Origin of the sequence: Enterobacter sp. ENT03 (genome assembly GCF_019218745.1) — a bacterium.
Taxonomy (GTDB): Bacteria; Pseudomonadota; Gammaproteobacteria; order Enterobacterales; family Enterobacteriaceae; genus Enterobacter_D.
In genome coordinates, this window is the sequence record NZ_JAHUXA010000002.1 from 37,470 (window position 1) to 54,745 (window position 17,276).

The window sequence follows — 17,276 nt, forward strand, 5'->3', positions numbered from 1 at the left end:
CCCTTTTACTGAGGTACCATCGTATGGCTTTACAGGATAAGCTCATTGATTCTCTGGGTAGTTTCGCGACAACCTTTAACAGTTATCGCTATATTATGGCGATTAAATCCGCCTTTATTACCCTGATGCCGGTCATTATTGTCGGTGCGTTTTCAGTTCTGATTTCCAATATGGTGCTGGATCCGAAAAACGGTCTTGCCAGTTTTCAGGCGCTGTCATTTCTGGCGGCGTTAAAGCCCATTACCAGCGCGATTAATTACGCCACGCTCAATTTCTTAAATATTGGCGCGGTCTTTTTAATTGGTCTTGAATTAGGGCGGATCAACGGTATCAAATCCCTTTTCCCCGGCCTGCTGGCGGTAATTTGTTTTATTTGCGTGACGCCAACTACCGTAGAAATGCTGGTGGATGGCGAAATGCACGTGGTGAAAGACGTGCTGCTGCGCCAGTTCTCGGACACCCGCAGTCTGTTCCTCGGTATGTTTATCGCCATTCTGTCAGTGGAAATTTACTGCTGGCTGGAAGGGCGCAAGGGGCTGAAGATCAAAATGCCCGATACCGTGCCGCCTAACGTCGCGGCGTCGTTCTCGGCGCTGATCCCGGCGATCATTACCACCACCGCCATTGCCACCTTTGGTTTTGTCTTTCACCAGATCACCGGCATGTACCTCTACGACGCCATCTATCAGGTGGTGCAGCAGCCGCTGGAGCGCGTGGTGCAGAGCCTGCCGGGGATCCTGCTGCTGATGTTCGTGGCGCAGCTGTTCTGGGTGATCGGTATTCATGGCAACCAGATGATCAAGCCGATCCGCGAGCCGCTGCTGCTGGGGGCGATCACCGTCAACATGAGCGCGTTTGAGCAGGGCAAAGAAGTGCCGAATATCATCACCATGCCGTTCTGGGATGTGTATATGAGCATCGGCGGTTCCGGGCTGACCATCGGCCTGCTGATTGCCGTGATGATCGCCACCAAACGCAAAGAGATGCGCGAGATCGCCAAGCTCTCCATCGGCCCCGGCCTGTTTAACATCAACGAGCCGGTGATTTTCGGTATGCCGATCATGCTCAACCCGATCCTCGCTATTCCGTTCATCATCACACCGCTGGTTACCGGCTCGATTGGCTATTTCGCCACCGTTACCGGTTTCGCCGGTAAAGCCGTGGTGATGGTGCCCTGGACCACGCCACCGCTGATCAACGCCTGGCTGTCGACCGCCGGATCGATGGGCGCTGTGATCACCCAGCTTATCTGCATCATTACCGCGGTGATTATCTATCTGCCCTTTGTGAAGATCGCCTCGCGCCGCGCGGAACAGGCGCAGCTGAAGGCGGAAGCAACGGAAATGGCGAAAAACACCTGAGGACAGCATGAGTACAAAAACCCTTTCTATCCCGCCGTCATTTATCCTCGGGGCGGCGGCCTCCGCCTGGCAAACCGAAGGCTGGAGCGGCAAAAAAGCCGGGCAGGACTCCTGGCCGGATCTCTGGTACAAAAACGACCGCCACGTCTGGCACGAGGGCTACGGCCCGGCGGTCGCCACCGATTTTCATCACCGCTTCCGTGAAGACGTGCAGCTGATGAAAGCGGCGGGGCTGACCCATTACCGCACCTCGATCAACTGGTCGCGCTTTTTCACCGACTATGAAAAGGGCGTGGTGGATGAAGAGTACGCCGCCTGGTACGACGAACTGTTTGCTGAAATGCACCGTAACGGCATTGAGCCGATGATCTGCCTTGAGCATTACGAGCTGCCCGGTTATTTGCTGGAAAACTACGGCGGCTGGGCGTCCAAAAAAGTCGTGGAGTTTTTCCTGCTGTATGCGGAAAAGGTTTTTGCCCGCTATCACACACAGGTCACGCGCTGGTTCACTTTTAATGAGCCGATTGTGGTGCAGACGCGCGTCTATCTGGATGCGCTGCGCTGGCCCTATGAGCAGAACACCGGCACCTGGATGCAGTGGAACCACCACAAAAACCTCGCCACTGCGAAAGTGGTAAAGCTGTTTCGTGAGCAGGGTTATAAGGGCAGCGTCGGCTGTATTCTTAATCCGGAAGTGACCTATCCACGTTCTTGCGCACCGCACGATGTGCGGGCCGCTGACATGTACGATCTGTTCTACAACCGGGTGTTTCTGGATCCGTTAGTGAAGGGTCACTATCCGCCGGAGCTGTTCGGCCTGCTGGAACAGCATCAGGTGGCGTGGGAGTACAGCGAGGAAGAACTGGCGATCATCCGCGATAATACCGTCGATGAACTGGGGATTAACCTCTATTACCCGCATCGCGTCAAAGCGCCGTCCCGCGCCTGGCATCCGGACACCCCGTTCCATCCCGCCTTCTATTACGAGCCCTTTGAATTACCGGGACGGCGGATGAATAAATCCCGTGGCTGGGAAATTTACCCGCAAATTATTTATGACATGGCAATGCGCATTAAAAACGAGTACGGCAATATTCCGTGGTTCGTTGCCGAAAGCGGCATGGGCATTGAAAACGAAGGGCAGTTCCGCAATGCCGATGGGGTGATAGAAGACGACTATCGCATCGCCTTCATCAGCGAACATCTTTACCAGACGTTGCGCGCCAGGGAAGATGGCGCTAACTGTCAGGGCTATATGCTGTGGGCCTTCACCGATAACGTCTCGCCAATGAACGCCTTTAAAAATCGCTATGGTTTAATTGAGATCGATCTGCAAAATAACCGCAACCGGCGCGCCAAAAAATCCGCCTCATGGTACCGTCGGTTACGCGAGGAGCGCACGCTCACGCTGACTCTCGACGATGAATGGAAATAGCAGGTGATATGGTGGAAAAAGCAGTCGTAGTGACGGAGAAAAAACAGTACCAGGAGATAGGTGACGATCTGCGTACGCAGATTATCCAGGGACACTACCCGGTTGGCTCACGTCTGCCGCCGGAGCGAAATATTGCCGAAACCTACGGCGTCAGCCGCACCATTGTGCGTGAGGCGCTGTTAATGCTGGAGCTGCAGGGCACGGTGGACATCCGCCAGGGATCCGGCGTGTACGTGATGCGCATCCCGCAGGAGCACGAAAACGAGGAAGAGCGCTTTCTAAGCAGCGATGTCGGCCCCTTTGAGATCCTCCAGGCGCGGCAACTGCTGGAGAGCAACATTGCCGCTTTTGCCGCGAAAATGGCCACCCGTGCGGACATCGACAACCTGCGACGCATCCTGGAGCAGGAGCAGCGCGCCATCGCCATGAATGACAACACGCAGGACAACAGCAAAATGTTCCACCTCGTGCTGGCGGGGGCTTCACAAAATCAGATGCTGCTGGGTACGGTGGAAAGCATCTGGCATCACATGGACAGTAGCCCGCTGTGGCAGCAGTTTAATGTGCATATCGCCAGCCGGGCCTATCGTCTGAAATGGCTGGGCGATCGGCAAACCCTGCTGGCGGCGCTGCGGCGTCGCGATGTGATGGGGGCGTGGCAGGCCATGTGGCAGCATCTGGAAAATGTCAAAACAAGCCTGCTGGAGCTGTCGGACGAAGACGCGCCGGACTTTGACGGCTATCTGTTCGAATCCGTACCGCTTTTCCAGGGAAAACTGATGTGAAGATCCAGCCGCTTTACGAGGTACCGCAGTTTGCCGGACAGGTGATCGACTGGCAGTGGCGCGCCTTTGGCGACGGGCTGCCGCGGGCATTTTTTGCCAGCATCGTGGAGCACAGCCAGCAGCCGGGCGCACTGCCGCTGACGTTTGTGGCGACGGACGGCGACCGATTACTGGGCACGGTGGGATTATGGCGCTGCGATTTGATCAGCCGTCAGGATCTGTGGCCGTGGCTGGCGGCGCTCTATGTAGATGAGGAAACGCGCGGGCAGGGGCTGGCAGGCGCGCTGCAACAGCAGGTCATAGATTACGCCCGCGCGCAGGGCTATCCGCAACTGTATCTCTGGTCGGCCTGCCGGGATTTCTACGAACGCTACGGCTGGCAGTACATCGGTGACGGCCTGGAATACCCGGATAAAACCGTGCACCTGTACCGCTATTCGCTTTAGTTTTCCTGCTGCAACATGCCGACCGAGTGGCGACGCACCAAAGTCGGGTTAAAGACGTGGGTGATGTCCGGCAACGGACGGTTTTCCGCCAGCGCCAGCGCCAGTTCGGCAGCCTGAGTTGCCATGGTGACAATCGGGTAGCGCACCGTGGTCAGGCGCGGGCGCACGTAGCGGGAAATCAGAATGTCATCAAAGCCGATCAGCGAAATCTCGCCTGGCACTTCAATGCCGTTATCGTTTAACACGCCCATCGCGCCCGCGGCCATGGAGTCGTTATAACAGGCCACGGCGGTAAAGTTTTTGCCGCGTCCCAGCAGTTCGGTCATCGCCTGCTCGCCGCCGCTTTCGTCCGGCGCAGCCCAGGTGACTAAACGATCGTTGCACGGCAGACCATTTTCCCGTAGCGCGTCGTAATAGCCCTGAAGGCGATCTTCCGCATCCGAAATAGCGTGATTGGAGCACAGATAGCCGATTTTCGTGTGCCCCTGCTGGATGAGATGGCGGGTCGCCAGCCAGGCACCGTAGCGGTCATCCAGCGCCACGCAGCGCGTTTCAAAGCCTGGCACGATACGGTTGATGAGCACCATGCCCGGCATCTGTTCCATCAGCGCGGCCAGATCGGCATCGGGGATCATTTTGGCGTGTACCACCAGCGCTGCACAGCGATGGCGGATCAGCTGTTCAATAGCCTGACGTTCTTTATGTTCGTTATGGTAGCCGTTGCCGATCAGCAAAAAATTGCCGGTGTTATAGGCCACCTGTTCGACGGCTTTCACCATGGATCCAAAGAAGGGATCTGACACATCACCCACCACCAGACCGACGGTTTCCGTTGACTGCTGCGCCAGCGCGCGCGCATTGGCATTGGGATGATAATTGAGGGATTCCATAGCGCTCTGCACCGCGAGGCGCGACGATTCACTGGCTTTCGGGGAGTGGTTGATCACGCGCGATACCGTGGCAACAGAAACACCTGCAAGCCGGGCTACATCCTTAATCGTCGCCATACAGAACCTTCTTTTAGGGTAAGCGTTTACACAGCGTTAAGTGTTACGGAAAAGCGCCGTCTGTTCAAGGCGATTGCGGGTTTCAACGCCGTAAACGTGATCGACAACGAAAAGCGACGGGTGAAAACGTTACACGGGCGTAAACCCAGGCAAATAAGACAAAAAAAGCGAATTCAAACCTTTAGTTACACTTTGCGAAGGGCTGTTGCGATTGATTGCTGTAGCGAACGAAAGGCTATTGCTACATTTGATGTCCCAGAGGTATTGATTGGTGAGATTTCAGTACGTTTTGAGTACTCACGTTTTGCACCAACCTGCGCGGATGCGCAGGTTTTTTTTCGCCTCGATTTTACCTTCGCCCCTGCGGCACTTCTCGTGTAATCTGCCACAATTCATAGACATCCTTTCACATTAACAGACACAGGAAGTTGCCATGTTACTGGACTTTTTCCGTTTTTTATTCCGCTTATTGTTCAGGGTTGAACTGACCGGCGATACCCAGTCACTGCGCGGTGAACGTGTGTTGATCACGCCAAATCACGTCTCGTTTCTCGACGGGGTATTACTGGCGCTCTTTTTGCCTGGCCGCCCGGTATTTGCGGTGTACACCTCCATCAGCCAGCAGTGGTACATGCGCGCCCTCCGAAATCTGATTGATTTTGTGCCGCTCGATCCCACGAAGCCGATGTCCGTCAAGCATCTGGTGCGTCTTATTGGCCAGGGCCGTCCGGTGGTGATCTTCCCGGAAGGGCGCATTTCGGTGTCCGGCTCGCTGATGAAAATTTATGACGGCGCGGCTTTTGTCGCCGCCAAATCCGGCGCGACCGTGGTGCCGGTGCGCATTGAAGGCGCAGAGCTGACTTTTTTCAGCCGCCTGAAAGGGCTGGTAAAACAGCGCCTGTTCCCGCGTATTCATATTCGCATTCTGCCGCCCACCCTGCTGCCGATGCCAGATGCGCCGCGCGCCCGCGATCGCCGCAAAATCGCCGGCGAAATGCTGCATCAGATCATGATGGAAGCGCGTATGGCTGTGCGCCCGCGTGAAACCCTTTTCGAAGCGCTGCTCTCGGCGCAATACCGTTATGGCGCGAACAAGCCCTGTATTGAAGACATCAACTTCAAACCGGACTCTTACCGTAAGCTGTTAACCAAAACGCTGTTCGTGGCGCGCATTCTGGAGAAATACACCACCCAGGGCGAAAAGATTGGCCTGATGCTGCCGAACGCGGCGATCAGCGCGGCGGTCATTTTCGGCGCGGTCGCCAGAGGGCGCGTCCCGGCGATGATGAACTACACCGCAGGCGTGAAGGGACTGAGCAGTGCCATCACCGCCGCCCAAATCAAAACCATTTTTACCTCTCGCACCTTTATGGATAAAGGCAAACTCTGGCATCTGCCGGAGCAGTTGACCCAGGTGCGCTGGGTGTATCTCGAAGATCTGAAGGACGACGTGACCCTCGTCGATAAGCTATGGATCTTCGCCCACGTACTGGTGCCGCATCTGGCGCAGGTCCCGCAGCAGCCGGAAGATGCCGCGCTGGTGCTGTTCACCTCTGGCTCAGAAGGCAACCCGAAAGGCGTGGTGCACAGCCATAAGAGCCTGCTGGCCAACGTCGAGCAGATCCGCACTATCGCTGACTTTACGGCTAACGACCGCTTTATGTCGGCGCTGCCGCTGTTCCACTCCTTTGGTTTAACCGTCGGGCTGTTGACGCCGCTGCTGACCGGCGCGGAAGTGTTCCTCTACCCCAGTCCGCTGCATTACCGCATCGTGCCGGAGCTGGTGTACGACCGAAACTGCACCGTGTTGTTCGGCACATCCACCTTCCTCGGACACTACGCCCGCTTCGCCAATCCCTATGATTTCTACCGGCTGCGTTACGTGGTAGCCGGGGCGGAAAAACTTCAGGAGAGCACGCGGCAGATCTGGCAGGACAAATTTGGTCTGCGCATTCTGGAAGGCTACGGCGTGACCGAGTGCGCGCCGGTGGTCTCCATTAACGTGCCGATGGCGGCCCGTCCGGGCACCGTCGGCCGTATTCTGCCGGGCATGGACGCGCGTCTGCTGGCGGTGCCGGGTATTGAAGACGGCGGTCGCCTGCAACTGAAAGGGCCGAACGTGATGAATGGCTATCTGCGGGTGGAAAACCCCGGCGTGCTGGAAGCGCCGACAGCAGAAAACGAGCGCGGCGAGATCGAACAGGGCTGGTACGACACCGGTGACATCGTGCGCTTTGATGAGAGCGGCTTTGTGCAGATCCAGGGGCGTGCAAAACGCTTCGCCAAAATTGCGGGCGAAATGGTGTCGCTGGAGATGGTCGAGCAGCTGGCGCTGGCAGTATCGCCGGAGAAAATGCACGGCACGGTCATTAAAAGCGATGCCAGCAAAGGTGAAGCGCTGGTCATGTTTACCACCGATAGTGAGCTAACGCGCGACAAGCTGCTCCAGCATGCCCGTTCGCAGGGCATCCCTGAACTGGCCGTCCCGCGTGATATTCGCTATCTGAAGCAACTCCCGGTATTGGGCAGCGGCAAGCCTGATTTTGTGACACTCAAAGGTCTGCTTGACGACCCGGAATCTCAACATGCGTGAGTCAGTACACACTAACAATTCACTGTGGTCGAAAGGCATGCTGGCGGTGACCGCCGCGCAGTTCCTGTCTGCCTTTGGGGATAACGCGCTGCTGTTCGCCACCCTGGCCCTGCTGAAAGAGCAGTACTATCCGGACTGGAGTCAGCCGATCCTGCAAATGGTGTTTGTAGGCGCTTACATACTGTTTGCACCTTTTGTGGGCCAGGTTGCCGACAGCTTCCCCAAAGGGCGCGTGATGATGATGGCCAACAGCCTGAAGCTGCTCGGCGCGGCGAGCATCTGCCTCGGCATTAATCCCTTTATTGGCTATACGCTGGTGGGGATTGGCGCTGCCGCCTATTCGCCAGCCAAGTACGGCATCCTGGGCGAGCTGACCACCGGCGATAAGCTGGTGAAGGCTAACGGCCTGATGGAGTCCTCCACCATCGCCGCCATTTTGCTTGGCTCGGTGGCAGGTGGCGTGCTGGCAGACTGGCATGTGCTGGCAGCGCTCGGCGTGTGCGCGCTGGTCTACGCGGGCGCGGTGGTGGCAAACCTGCTGATCCCGGTGCTGCCTGTCGCCCGTCCCGGCCAGTCATGGCGCTTCGGGCCGATGACCAACAGCTTTTTCAGCGCCTGCCGTACCTTATGGCAAAACGGCGAAACTCGCTTCTCGCTGGTGGGCACCAGTCTGTTCTGGGGCGCAGGCGTTACGCTGCGCTTCCTGCTGGTGCTGTGGGTGCCGGAGGCGCTGGGCATTACCGATAACGCCACGCCGACCTATCTGAACGCGATGGTGGCGGTGGGGATCGTAGTGGGCGCGGGTGTGGCAGCAAAACTTGTCACCCTGGAAACGGTATCGCGTTGCATGCCTGCGGGGATTTTAATCGGTGTCGGCGTGCTGTTCTTCTCTCTACAACACGCACTGTTGCCTGCCTATGGGCTGTTAATTCTGATCGGTCTGCTGGGCGGCTTCTTCGTGGTGCCGCTGAATGCGCTGTTACAGGAGCGCGGTAAACGTTCGGTCGGGGCGGGGAATGCCATTGCGGTACAGAATCTCGGCGAGAACGCCGCCATGCTGATTATGTTAGGGCTTTATTCACTGGCGATAAAAGTGGGGGTGCCGGTGGTGGGCGTTGGTGTGGGCTTCGGGACGTTGTTTGCGCTGGCAATCGCCGTGCTGTGGATCTGGCAGCGCCGTCGCTGAGATCGTTGTCAGTCTGCCCGGCGGCGCAAGCTTGCCGGGCCTACACTGCTGCAATACACAGGCCGGGTCAGCGCAAGCGCCACCCGGCTTTTTACGTTATGGCGCCGGGTAGGTATATACCCGATGCACCGCTTCAATCTCCGCTAACACCGCTTCACTGAGATCAAGCTGGAAACTTTCCACATTGGTCTTCAGCTGCTCCAGTGTGGTCGCCCCCAGCAGAGTGCTGGCGACAAACGGCTGGCGACGCACAAAGGCCAGCGCCATCTGCGCCGGATCCAGATTATGCCGCTTCGCGATGTCCACATAGGCGGCGACCGCTTTTTGCGACTGCTCGCCGCTGTAGCGGGTAAAACGGCTGAACAGCGTATTACGCGCACCTGCTGGTTTCGCGCCGTTGAGGTATTTCCCGGTCAGCGTACCAAAGGCCAGGCAAGAGTAGGCCAGCAGTTCCACGCCTTCAAACTGACTCACTTCCGCCAGCGCCACCTCATAGCTGCGGTTCAGCAGGCTGTACGGGTTCTGGATGGTAACAATACGCGGCAGATCGTGCTTATCCGCCAGATGCAGATAGCGCATCACGCCAAAGGCCGTTTCGTTGGAAACCCCGATGTAACGGATCTTCCCGGCACGCTGGTATTCGGTCAGCGCTTCCAGCGTTTCAAGGATGGTCACCCCCGGCGCCGTGTCGGCCCACTCGTAGCCGAGCTTGCCGAAGCAGTTGGTCGGACGCTGCGGCCAGTGAACCTGATAGAGATCGAGATAATCGGTCTGCAGACGTTTTAAGCTGGCATCCAGCGCCTGGCGAATATTTTTACGATCCAGCGCCTGATCCGGGCGGATACCGCTGTCGCTATTGCGGCTCGGACCGCTGACTTTTGAGGCGATAACCAGTTTTTCGCGGTTACCGCGTTTCGCCAGCCAGTTACCGACGTAAGTTTCGGTTAACCCCTGGGTTTCCGGGCGCGGCGGGACAGGGTACATCTCCGCAACATCAATAAAATTTATTCCCTGGCTTACGGCATAATCGAGCTGTGCATGGGCGTCGGCTTCGCTATTTTGTTCACCAAACGTCATAGTGCCCAGCCCCAGCGTGCTTATCTCAAGGGAGCTGTGAGGGATACGGTGATAGTGCATTTGCCGGCTTCCTTTTGTTAACAACGTCAGTCGCTTCCTGACAAAGGAATATAAACATGGCAGAGGGGAGACAAAAGGGGAAGTGAAAAATCAAAAGGTCAGCAGGGTACTGACCCTTCAGGGATTAACGTTCGATAATCTGTGAAACGTCGTCGCGGTTGATCTGCATGTCGTTGCCTTGCTGATCGCGATAGCTAACCAGTCCGGTGTCATCATCAATTTGTGGTTTACCATCTGTCAGGATCATTTTGCCATCTTTGGTCGCCATAACGTAATCGCTGCTGCATCCTGAAACCGCAAAAGCCAGGCCTACTGCAGAGATCACTACTGCCCATTTTTTCATCGTTTTATTCCTCGCGTGACGGTTAACTGAATGTAGTCTAGTAATAACGCAGAATAATGTGATGAAAAAGCAGCAAATTCTGAAAGCGGAAGACAAAATGTACACTCCCCGCAAACGGGGGAGTGGCAGATCAGAGCGGGCGTTTCTTGTTGCGCAACAGATTAAGCGTCTCTACGGCGATGGAGAAGAACATCGCAAAATAGATGTACCCTTTCGGTATGTGGATGCCGAAACTTTCCAGCATCAGCGTAAACCCGACCAGGATCAGGAAGGACAGCGCCAGCATTTTCACCGACGGGTGACGATCAACAAACTCCCCAATCGGGCGTGCGGCGAACATCATCACGCCAACGGCAATGACCACCGCCGCCATCATAATGAACAGATGGTCAGACAGCCCCACTGCGGTGATCACTGAGTCGAGGCTGAAAATAATGTCCAGCAGCATGATCTGCACAATCGCGCCCATAAACGAATGGACGTTGGTTTGCAGCCCTTCCTCTTCGCCCTCAATGGACTCGTGGATCTCTTTGCTCGCTTTCCAGATCAGGAACAACCCGCCCAGCAGCAAAATCAGATCGCGCGCCGACACCGCATGACCCATCACCTCAAACAGCGGTGTGGTCAGGCGTATCACCCAGGCAATGGAGGCGAGCAGCGCCAGGCGCATGATCATCGCCCCTGCCAGGCCGAGGCGACGAGCGCGGTTACGTTGTGCGGGAGGCAGTTTCGCCACGACCAGAGAGAGGAAAATAATATTGTCGATCCCAAGTACTATCTCCAGCAGCGTCAGTGTTCCGAGCGCCAGCCAGGCATTGGGATCGGTGATCCATGCAAATAACATCGTAAAAGTCCTGCCAAATAAAGAAGCGCTGATTATAAGCGCAAGCCCGGCAACGGCAAAAAATTAATAACCCTGTAACAGGAAATGGCGCGCCAGCAGCGCACGGGTAAAATTCTTTTTCAGATAAAAGCCCCTGGGCAGCGTCAGGATGCGCTGGCCCTCGGTGCCGATGGCTTCGGTAAGCGCTTTGCTGTTGGCCGCTTTCGGACGCAGTTGCAGCACCTCGCCATGACGGGCGGTAATACTTTCGACACGACCCAGCACAATCAAATCCATCAACTCTTCCCAGTCCATGCGCAACTGGTGTTCTTCGTCTTCACTGGGACTCCATAGCAGCGGCGATCCCACGCGGCGCACGGCAAGCGGGATCTCCCGCGAACCTTCCACCGGGATCCACAGCACGCGCTTTAACTTATGGCGCACATGGCTGGTTTCCCATACCACGCCGCTGTTACCGGTCAGCGGGGCCACGCACACAAAGGTGGTTTCCAGCGGCCGCCCGGCGTTATCCACAGGGATGGTTTTCAACTCCACCCCCAGCGCGGCAAAATCCTGTTCGGGCTTGCTGCCCGCGCTCGCCCCCAGCCAGCGCTCAAGCAAAAGCCCGGTCCAGCCCTTATCGCGCTTCAGATCTGGCGGCACCGGTAGGCCGGCCATCTGCCCCAGCTCCCCTAAAGTGAAGCCCGCCAGGTGCTGAGCCTGTGCAAAAAGTTGTGCTTCGGAATCGGGTGGCGAGCTAAGCGGACGTGGAGGAAACATGGTTCAAACCTTTGGTTAAAAAACGAACAACAATTATGCACTGAACTTATCAGTGGCGTTTATTTCTGTGGGCAACACTCAATACCATGATTTGAATACTCTTTTTTAAGAGAAAAGGTCGTGTTGCGCAACCGCTATAACGGTTTTCCAATTCTGGTCACTGGCAATGAACAGGATCTTACACCATGTTATCCACAGAAAAGTGGGATAACTGGGAAAAACCTTCACTACTGTTTCCATTTACAGCCTTGACGTGGGAGCAAAATCTAATTTTCGCACAAAATGTGTTTAAGTTAGTGGCACAATCTGTGGATAAATACGGCGCTGTGCGATCTTTCATCAATGACGGGATCATGCCCGTGATGATCGTCACATAACCGCCTTTTCTTGCGCGTATAACTGCTTTAACATACTGACGAATAGCGTTTTATTTTTTTGTGGTTTTGGGGCGGATTTAGGACAACTCCGGGTTTTCCCCGCTTAATTCCATACTTCTGCACAACTATATCCACAGAAAAAGTGAATAAAATGGCCTTCGTTGACCCCAATCTGTTTATAACTCGGCAGATAACTGTGAGTTATTCAATTGTTATTAGGTTATGCACCCTTAACAGAGTGGTTTACCGTTTACCACGAGTGTGAAACAATCGTTTAAATTCAGATTTTTTTTGAGGTAGTCCGGTGATTGATGACGATGGCTACCGCCCTAATGTTGGGATCGTAATTTGTAACCGACAGGGCCAGGTGATGTGGGCCAGGCGCTTTGGTCAGCACTCATGGCAGTTTCCTCAGGGGGGAATTAACCCCGGAGAATCCCCGGAGCAGGCTATGTACCGGGAGCTGTTCGAAGAGGTTGGGTTAAGTCGTAAAGATGTGCGTATCCTTGCTTCTACTCGCAACTGGTTGCGTTACAAGTTACCGAAACGTTTGGTGCGTTGGGACACAAAGCCGGTGTGTATCGGCCAGAAACAGAGATGGTTTCTACTGCAATTAGTCAGCAGCGATGCTGATATTAATATGCAAACCAGCAGTACCCCCGAGTTTGATGGCTGGCGTTGGGTGAGTTACTGGTATCCCGTACGTCAGGTCGTCTCCTTTAAACGCGATGTCTATCGCCGGGTGATGAAAGAGTTTGCAAGCGTAGTGATGGCGCTTTCTGAAGCGACGCCCAAGCCGCAAAGTCCCCCCGCCTGGCGACGTAAAAGAGGTTAAGCCATACACAACATGCTCACCCGGTTGCGAGAAATCGTCGAGAAAGTGGCAAGTGCTCCGCGCCTCAACGAGGCGCTGGATGTGCTGGTTACTGAAATTTGTCAGGCGATGGATACCGAGGTCTGCTCGGTTTATCTCGCCGATCACGACAGACGCTGCTATTACCTGATGGCGACGCGCGGTTTGAAAAAGCCGCGCGGTCGTACTGTCACCCTCGCCTTCGATCAGGGGATTGTGGGGCTGGTCGGCAGACTTGCCGAACCCATCAACCTCGCCGATGCGCAAAAACACCCCAGCTTCAAATTCATACCTGCGGTAAAAGAAGAGCGCTTCCGCGCCTTTCTCGGCGTGCCTATCATTCAGCGCCGCCAGCTGCTTGGCGTGCTGGTGGTGCAACAGCGTGAATTACGTCAGTTTGACGAGAGCGAAGAATCCTTCCTCGTGACGCTGGCCACGCAGATGGCCGCTATTCTTTCCCAGTCACAGCTGGCGGCACTCTTTGGTCAGTACCGTCAGACCCGCATTCGCGCGCTGCCTGCGTCGCCGGGCGTGGCCATCGCCGAAGGCTGGATGGATGCCACGCTGCCGCTGATGGAGCAGGTGTACGAAGCCTCCACGCTCGACACGTCGCTGGAGCGCGAACGGCTGACCGGCGCGCTGGAAGAGGCGTCCAACGAATTCCGTCGCTACAGCAAGCGCTTCTCTGCCGGAGCGCAGAAAGAGACGGCCGCCATATTCGATCTCTACTCGCATCTGATTTCTGACGCGCGTCTGCGCCGCGAGCTGTTTGAAGAAGTGGATCAGGGCTACGTTGCTGAATGGGCGGTGAAAAAGGTCATTGAGCGCTTTGCTGAACAGTTTGCGTCTCTCAGCGACGGCTATCTGAAAGAGCGTGCCGGAGATTTGCGCATGCTCGGCCAGCGTCTGCTTTTCCACCTCGACGACACGCTACAAGGCCCTAACGCCTGGCCTGCGCGCTTTGTGCTGGTCGCCGATGAACTCTCCGCCACCACGCTTGCTGAACTGCCGCACGATCGGCTGGCCGGGGTGGTGGTACGCGATGGCGCGGCGAACTCTCATGCGGCGATTATGGTTCGCGCCCTTGGTATTCCGACGGTGATGGGGGCCGACATTCAGCCGTCGATCCTGCACCAGCGCACGCTGGTCGTTGACGGCTATCGCGGCGAACTGCTGGTGGATCCTGAGCCGATCCTGATGCAGGAATACCAGCGTCTTATCAGCGAAGAAAATGAATTAAGCCGTCTGGCTGAAGACGACGTTAATCTGCCCGCCCACCTCAAAAGCGGCGAGCGGGTAAAAGTGATGCTCAACGCCGGTTTAAGTCCGGCGCATGAAGAAAAGCTCGGTAGCCGCATTGATGGTATCGGTCTTTACCGCACCGAAATCCCCTTTATGCTGCAAAGCGGTTTCCCCTCGGAAGAGGAGCAGGTGGCGCAGTATCAGGGCATGATGCAGATGTTTATCGACAAGCCCGTTACGCTGCGAACACTGGACGTCGGGGCCGATAAACAGCTGCCCTACATGCCAATCAGCGAAGAGAACCCCTGCCTTGGCTGGCGCGGGATCCGCATTACGCTCGATCAGCCGGAGATCTTTTTGATCCAGGTACGCGCCATGCTGCGTGCCAATGCCGCCACCGGTAACCTGAACATACTGCTGCCGATGGTCACCAGCATCGATGAAATTGACGAAGCGCGGCGGCTGATTGAACGCGCCGGTCGCGAAGTGGAAGAGATGATCGGCTACGCCATTCCAAAGCCGCGCATTGGCGTGATGCTGGAAGTGCCATCGATGGTGTTTATGATTGCCCATCTGGTTAAGCGCGTCGATTTTATCTCCGTCGGCACCAACGATCTGACGCAGTACATTCTGGCGGTTGATCGTAACAATACCCGCGTGGCGAACATGTACGACAGTTTGCATCCGGGCGTGCTGCGCGCGCTGGCGATGATCGCTGAGGAAGCCGAACGGCATGACGTCGATCTGCGTCTGTGCGGTGAAATGGCCGGCGATCCGATGTGTGTCGCTATTCTCATTGGCCTTGGCTACCGCCATTTGTCGATGAATGGCCGCTCGGTGGCGCGTATTAAATACTTATTGCGACATATCGATCATGAAGATGCGCAGACGCTTGCCAGACGCGCGCTTGATGCGCAACTGGCTGCTGAGGTTCGTCATCAGGTCGCGGCATTCATGGAACGGCGCAGTATGGGCGGGTTAATTCGCGGCGGACGCTAAGGGCACTCCTGGGCATAGAAAGTTATACCCTAGATAATTCGAGTTGCAGGAAGGCAGCCAACGCACATGCAACTTGAAGGATGACGGGTATATACAGATCTTTTACAACTTCAGCGCAATCAGCATGTCAGCCTTATGCTATGATTCGCAACTTTGGCGCGCCTGTAGACGCGGGTGTACATCTTTGCCGCTGTCCACTTTCGGCGGAATAACAACAAGTTGTGGTGACAGATGAATAGTGGTTATCTGCGTTTCCCGGACATCGATCCGGTGATTTTTTCCATAGGGCCGGTTGCCCTGCACTGGTACGGCATGATGTATCTTGTCGGCTTTATCTTTGCGATGTGGCTGGCAACTCGCCGCGCTAATCGTCCCGGCAGCGGCTGGACGAAAAACGAAGTCGAAAACCTGCTGTACGCCGGATTCCTGGGCGTGTTCCTTGGCGGGCGTATTGGCTACGTGCTGTTCTATAACTTCCCGGTATTCATAAACGATCCGCTGTATCTGTTCCGTGTCTGGGACGGCGGCATGTCGTTCCACGGCGGTCTGATCGGTGTGATCCTGGTGATGGTTATCTTTGCCCGTCGCACCAAACGTCACTTCTTCCAGGTTGCCGACTTCATCGCGCCGCTGATCCCGTTCGGACTGGGCGCTGGCCGTCTGGGTAACTTTATTAATGGCGAACTCTGGGGCCGTGTCGATCCGGGCTTCCCGTTTGCCATGCTGTTCCCGGCCTCCCGCAGCGAAGATATGGCGCTGCTGCCAGCGCACCCGGAATGGCAGTCTATTTTCGATACCTACGGCGTACTGCCGCGTCATCCGTCCCAGCTCTATGAACTGGTGCTGGAAGGCATTGTGCTGTTCATCATTCTTAACTTGTTTATTCGTAAGCCGCGCCCGATGGGAGCCGTCTCCGGGTTGTTCCTGATTGGTTACGGCGCGTTCCGTATCATCGTGGAGTTCTTCCGCCAGCCGGATGCGCAGTTTACCGGCGAATGGGTGCAGTACATCAGCATGGGGCAAATCCTCTCGATCCCGATGATTATCGCCGGTGTGCTGATGATGGTCTGGGCGTACCGCCGTCGCCCGCAGCTACACGTTTCCTGAGGAACCATGAAACAGTATTTAGAACTGATGCAAAAGGTGCTCGATGAGGGCACCCAGAAAAACGATCGTACCGGCACCGGCACGCTGTCTATTTTTGGCCATCAGATGCGCTTTAACCTGCGCGACGGCTTCCCGCTGGTGACCACCAAACGCTGTCACCTGCGCTCGATCATCCACGAACTGTTGTGGTTCCTGCAGGGCGACACTAACGTTGCCTATCTGCATGAAAACAACGTGTCTATCTGGGATGAGTGGGCGGACGAGCAGGGCGATCTCGGGCCGGTATACGGCAAACAGTGGCGCGCCTGGCCAACACCAGATGGCCGCCATATCGACCAGATTTCCGGTGTGCTTGAGCAGTTAAAAAACGACCCGGACTCGCGCCGTATTATCGTTTCTGCCTGGAACGTGGGTGAGCTGGACAAAATGGCGCTTGCGCCGTGTCATGCGTTTTTCCAGTTCTACGTAGCTGACGGCAAGCTCTCCTGCCAGCTTTATCAGCGTTCCTGCGATGTGTTCCTCGGCCTACCGTTCAACATCGCCAGTTACGCATTGCTGGTGCACATGGTGGCGCAGCAGTGCGATCTCGAAGTGGGCGACTTCGTGTGGACAGGCGGCGACACGCACCTGTACAGCAACCACATGGAGCAGACACACCTGCAACTGAGTCGTGAGCCACGCGCGCTGCCTAAGCTGATTATCAAGCGTAAGCCAGCCTCGCTGTTTGACTACCGCTTCGAAGATTTCGAAATCGAAGGGTACGATCCGCATCCTGCCATCAAAGCACCTGTTGCCATCTGAT

At 56.1% G+C, this 17,276-nt stretch carries 15 protein-coding genes; 10 read left to right on the top strand and 5 right to left on the bottom strand.

Going from position 1 to position 17,276, the window contains the following annotated elements:
- Positions 1-23: 23 nt before the first annotated feature.
- From KW828_RS05140 to KW828_RS05155, 4 genes are read left to right on the top strand one after another with little or no spacing between them, the layout of a single operon-like run.
- Complete coding sequence (locus KW828_RS05140) at positions 24-1,361, top strand: PTS sugar transporter subunit IIC (RefSeq protein WP_218335407.1); 1,338 nt, start codon at positions 24-26, stop codon at positions 1,359-1,361.
- A gap of 7 nt (positions 1,362-1,368) precedes the next feature.
- Positions 1,369-2,796, top strand: a complete 1,428-nt coding sequence (locus KW828_RS05145) for a glycoside hydrolase family 1 protein (protein WP_218335408.1) — start codon at positions 1,369-1,371, stop codon at positions 2,794-2,796.
- 11 nt (positions 2,797-2,807) lie between these two features.
- Positions 2,808-3,581: a GntR family transcriptional regulator gene (locus KW828_RS05150; protein ID WP_218335640.1), complete on the top strand. Its 774-nt coding sequence runs from the start codon at positions 2,808-2,810 to the stop codon at positions 3,579-3,581.
- Positions 3,578-4,027, top strand: a complete 450-nt coding sequence (locus KW828_RS05155; protein ID WP_218335409.1) for a GNAT family N-acetyltransferase — start codon at positions 3,578-3,580, stop codon at positions 4,025-4,027. The genes KW828_RS05150 and KW828_RS05155 overlap by 4 nt, the downstream gene beginning before the upstream one ends.
- On the opposite strand, the gene galR is transcribed toward KW828_RS05155, so the two are convergent.
- Positions 4,024-5,034 (bottom strand): HTH-type transcriptional regulator GalR, encoded by a 1,011-nt coding sequence (gene galR, locus KW828_RS05160; RefSeq protein ID WP_218335410.1) that lies wholly within the window; start codon positions 5,032-5,034, stop codon positions 4,024-4,026. The genes KW828_RS05155 and galR overlap by 4 nt on opposite strands.
- Positions 5,035-5,467: 433 nt before the next feature.
- Here galR and aas point away from each other — a divergent pair, with 433 nt between their 5' ends.
- Both aas and lplT read left to right on the top strand, forming a co-directional pair.
- Positions 5,468-7,627 (top strand): bifunctional acyl-ACP--phospholipid O-acyltransferase/long-chain-fatty-acid--ACP ligase, encoded by a 2,160-nt coding sequence (aas, locus tag KW828_RS05165; RefSeq protein WP_218335411.1) that lies wholly within the window; start codon positions 5,468-5,470, stop codon positions 7,625-7,627.
- Positions 7,620-8,813, top strand: a complete 1,194-nt coding sequence (gene lplT, locus KW828_RS05170; protein WP_218335412.1) for a lysophospholipid transporter LplT — start codon at positions 7,620-7,622, stop codon at positions 8,811-8,813. Before aas ends, lplT begins: the two co-directional genes overlap by 8 nt.
- Before the next feature lie 96 nt (positions 8,814-8,909).
- On the opposite strand, the gene KW828_RS05175 is transcribed toward lplT, so the two are convergent.
- From KW828_RS05175 to mutH, 4 genes are all read right to left on the bottom strand, one after another.
- Complete coding sequence (locus tag KW828_RS05175) at positions 8,910-9,950, bottom strand: NADP(H)-dependent aldo-keto reductase (RefSeq protein WP_218335413.1); 1,041 nt, start codon at positions 9,948-9,950, stop codon at positions 8,910-8,912.
- 124 nt (positions 9,951-10,074) lie between these two features.
- On the bottom strand, positions 10,075-10,293 hold the full coding sequence (locus KW828_RS05180; RefSeq protein WP_218335414.1) for a YgdI/YgdR family lipoprotein: 219 nt from the start codon (positions 10,291-10,293) through the stop codon (positions 10,075-10,077).
- Between the two features lie 130 nt (positions 10,294-10,423).
- The gene (locus tag KW828_RS05185; RefSeq protein ID WP_218335415.1) at positions 10,424-11,137 is read right to left on the bottom strand and encodes a TerC family protein; all 714 of its coding nucleotides are present in this window, start codon (positions 11,135-11,137) and stop codon (positions 10,424-10,426) included.
- A gap of 63 nt (positions 11,138-11,200) precedes the next feature.
- On the bottom strand, positions 11,201-11,896 hold the full coding sequence (gene mutH / locus KW828_RS05190) for a DNA mismatch repair endonuclease MutH (protein ID WP_218335416.1): 696 nt from the start codon (positions 11,894-11,896) through the stop codon (positions 11,201-11,203).
- Positions 11,897-12,577: 681 nt separating this feature from the next.
- Here mutH and rppH point away from each other — a divergent pair.
- The 4 genes from rppH to thyA all read left to right on the top strand — a co-directional run bounded on the left by rppH (position 12,578) and on the right by thyA (position 17,275).
- Positions 12,578-13,108 (top strand): RNA pyrophosphohydrolase, encoded by a 531-nt coding sequence (gene rppH / locus KW828_RS05195; protein WP_088221417.1) that lies wholly within the window; start codon positions 12,578-12,580, stop codon positions 13,106-13,108.
- Positions 13,109-13,120: 12 nt separating this feature from the next.
- Positions 13,121-15,367, top strand: a complete 2,247-nt coding sequence (ptsP, locus tag KW828_RS05200; RefSeq protein ID WP_218335417.1) for a phosphoenolpyruvate--protein phosphotransferase — start codon at positions 13,121-13,123, stop codon at positions 15,365-15,367.
- Positions 15,368-15,598: 231 nt separating this feature from the next.
- Positions 15,599-16,474 carry a prolipoprotein diacylglyceryl transferase gene (gene lgt, locus KW828_RS05205; RefSeq protein ID WP_218335418.1) on the top strand — a complete coding sequence of 292 codons (876 nt, stop codon included), beginning with the start codon at positions 15,599-15,601 and terminating at the stop codon, positions 16,472-16,474.
- 6 nt (positions 16,475-16,480) lie between these two features.
- Positions 16,481-17,275: a thymidylate synthase gene (gene thyA / locus KW828_RS05210; protein ID WP_218335419.1), complete on the top strand. Its 795-nt coding sequence runs from the start codon at positions 16,481-16,483 to the stop codon at positions 17,273-17,275.
- Position 17,276 lies beyond the last annotated feature (1 nt).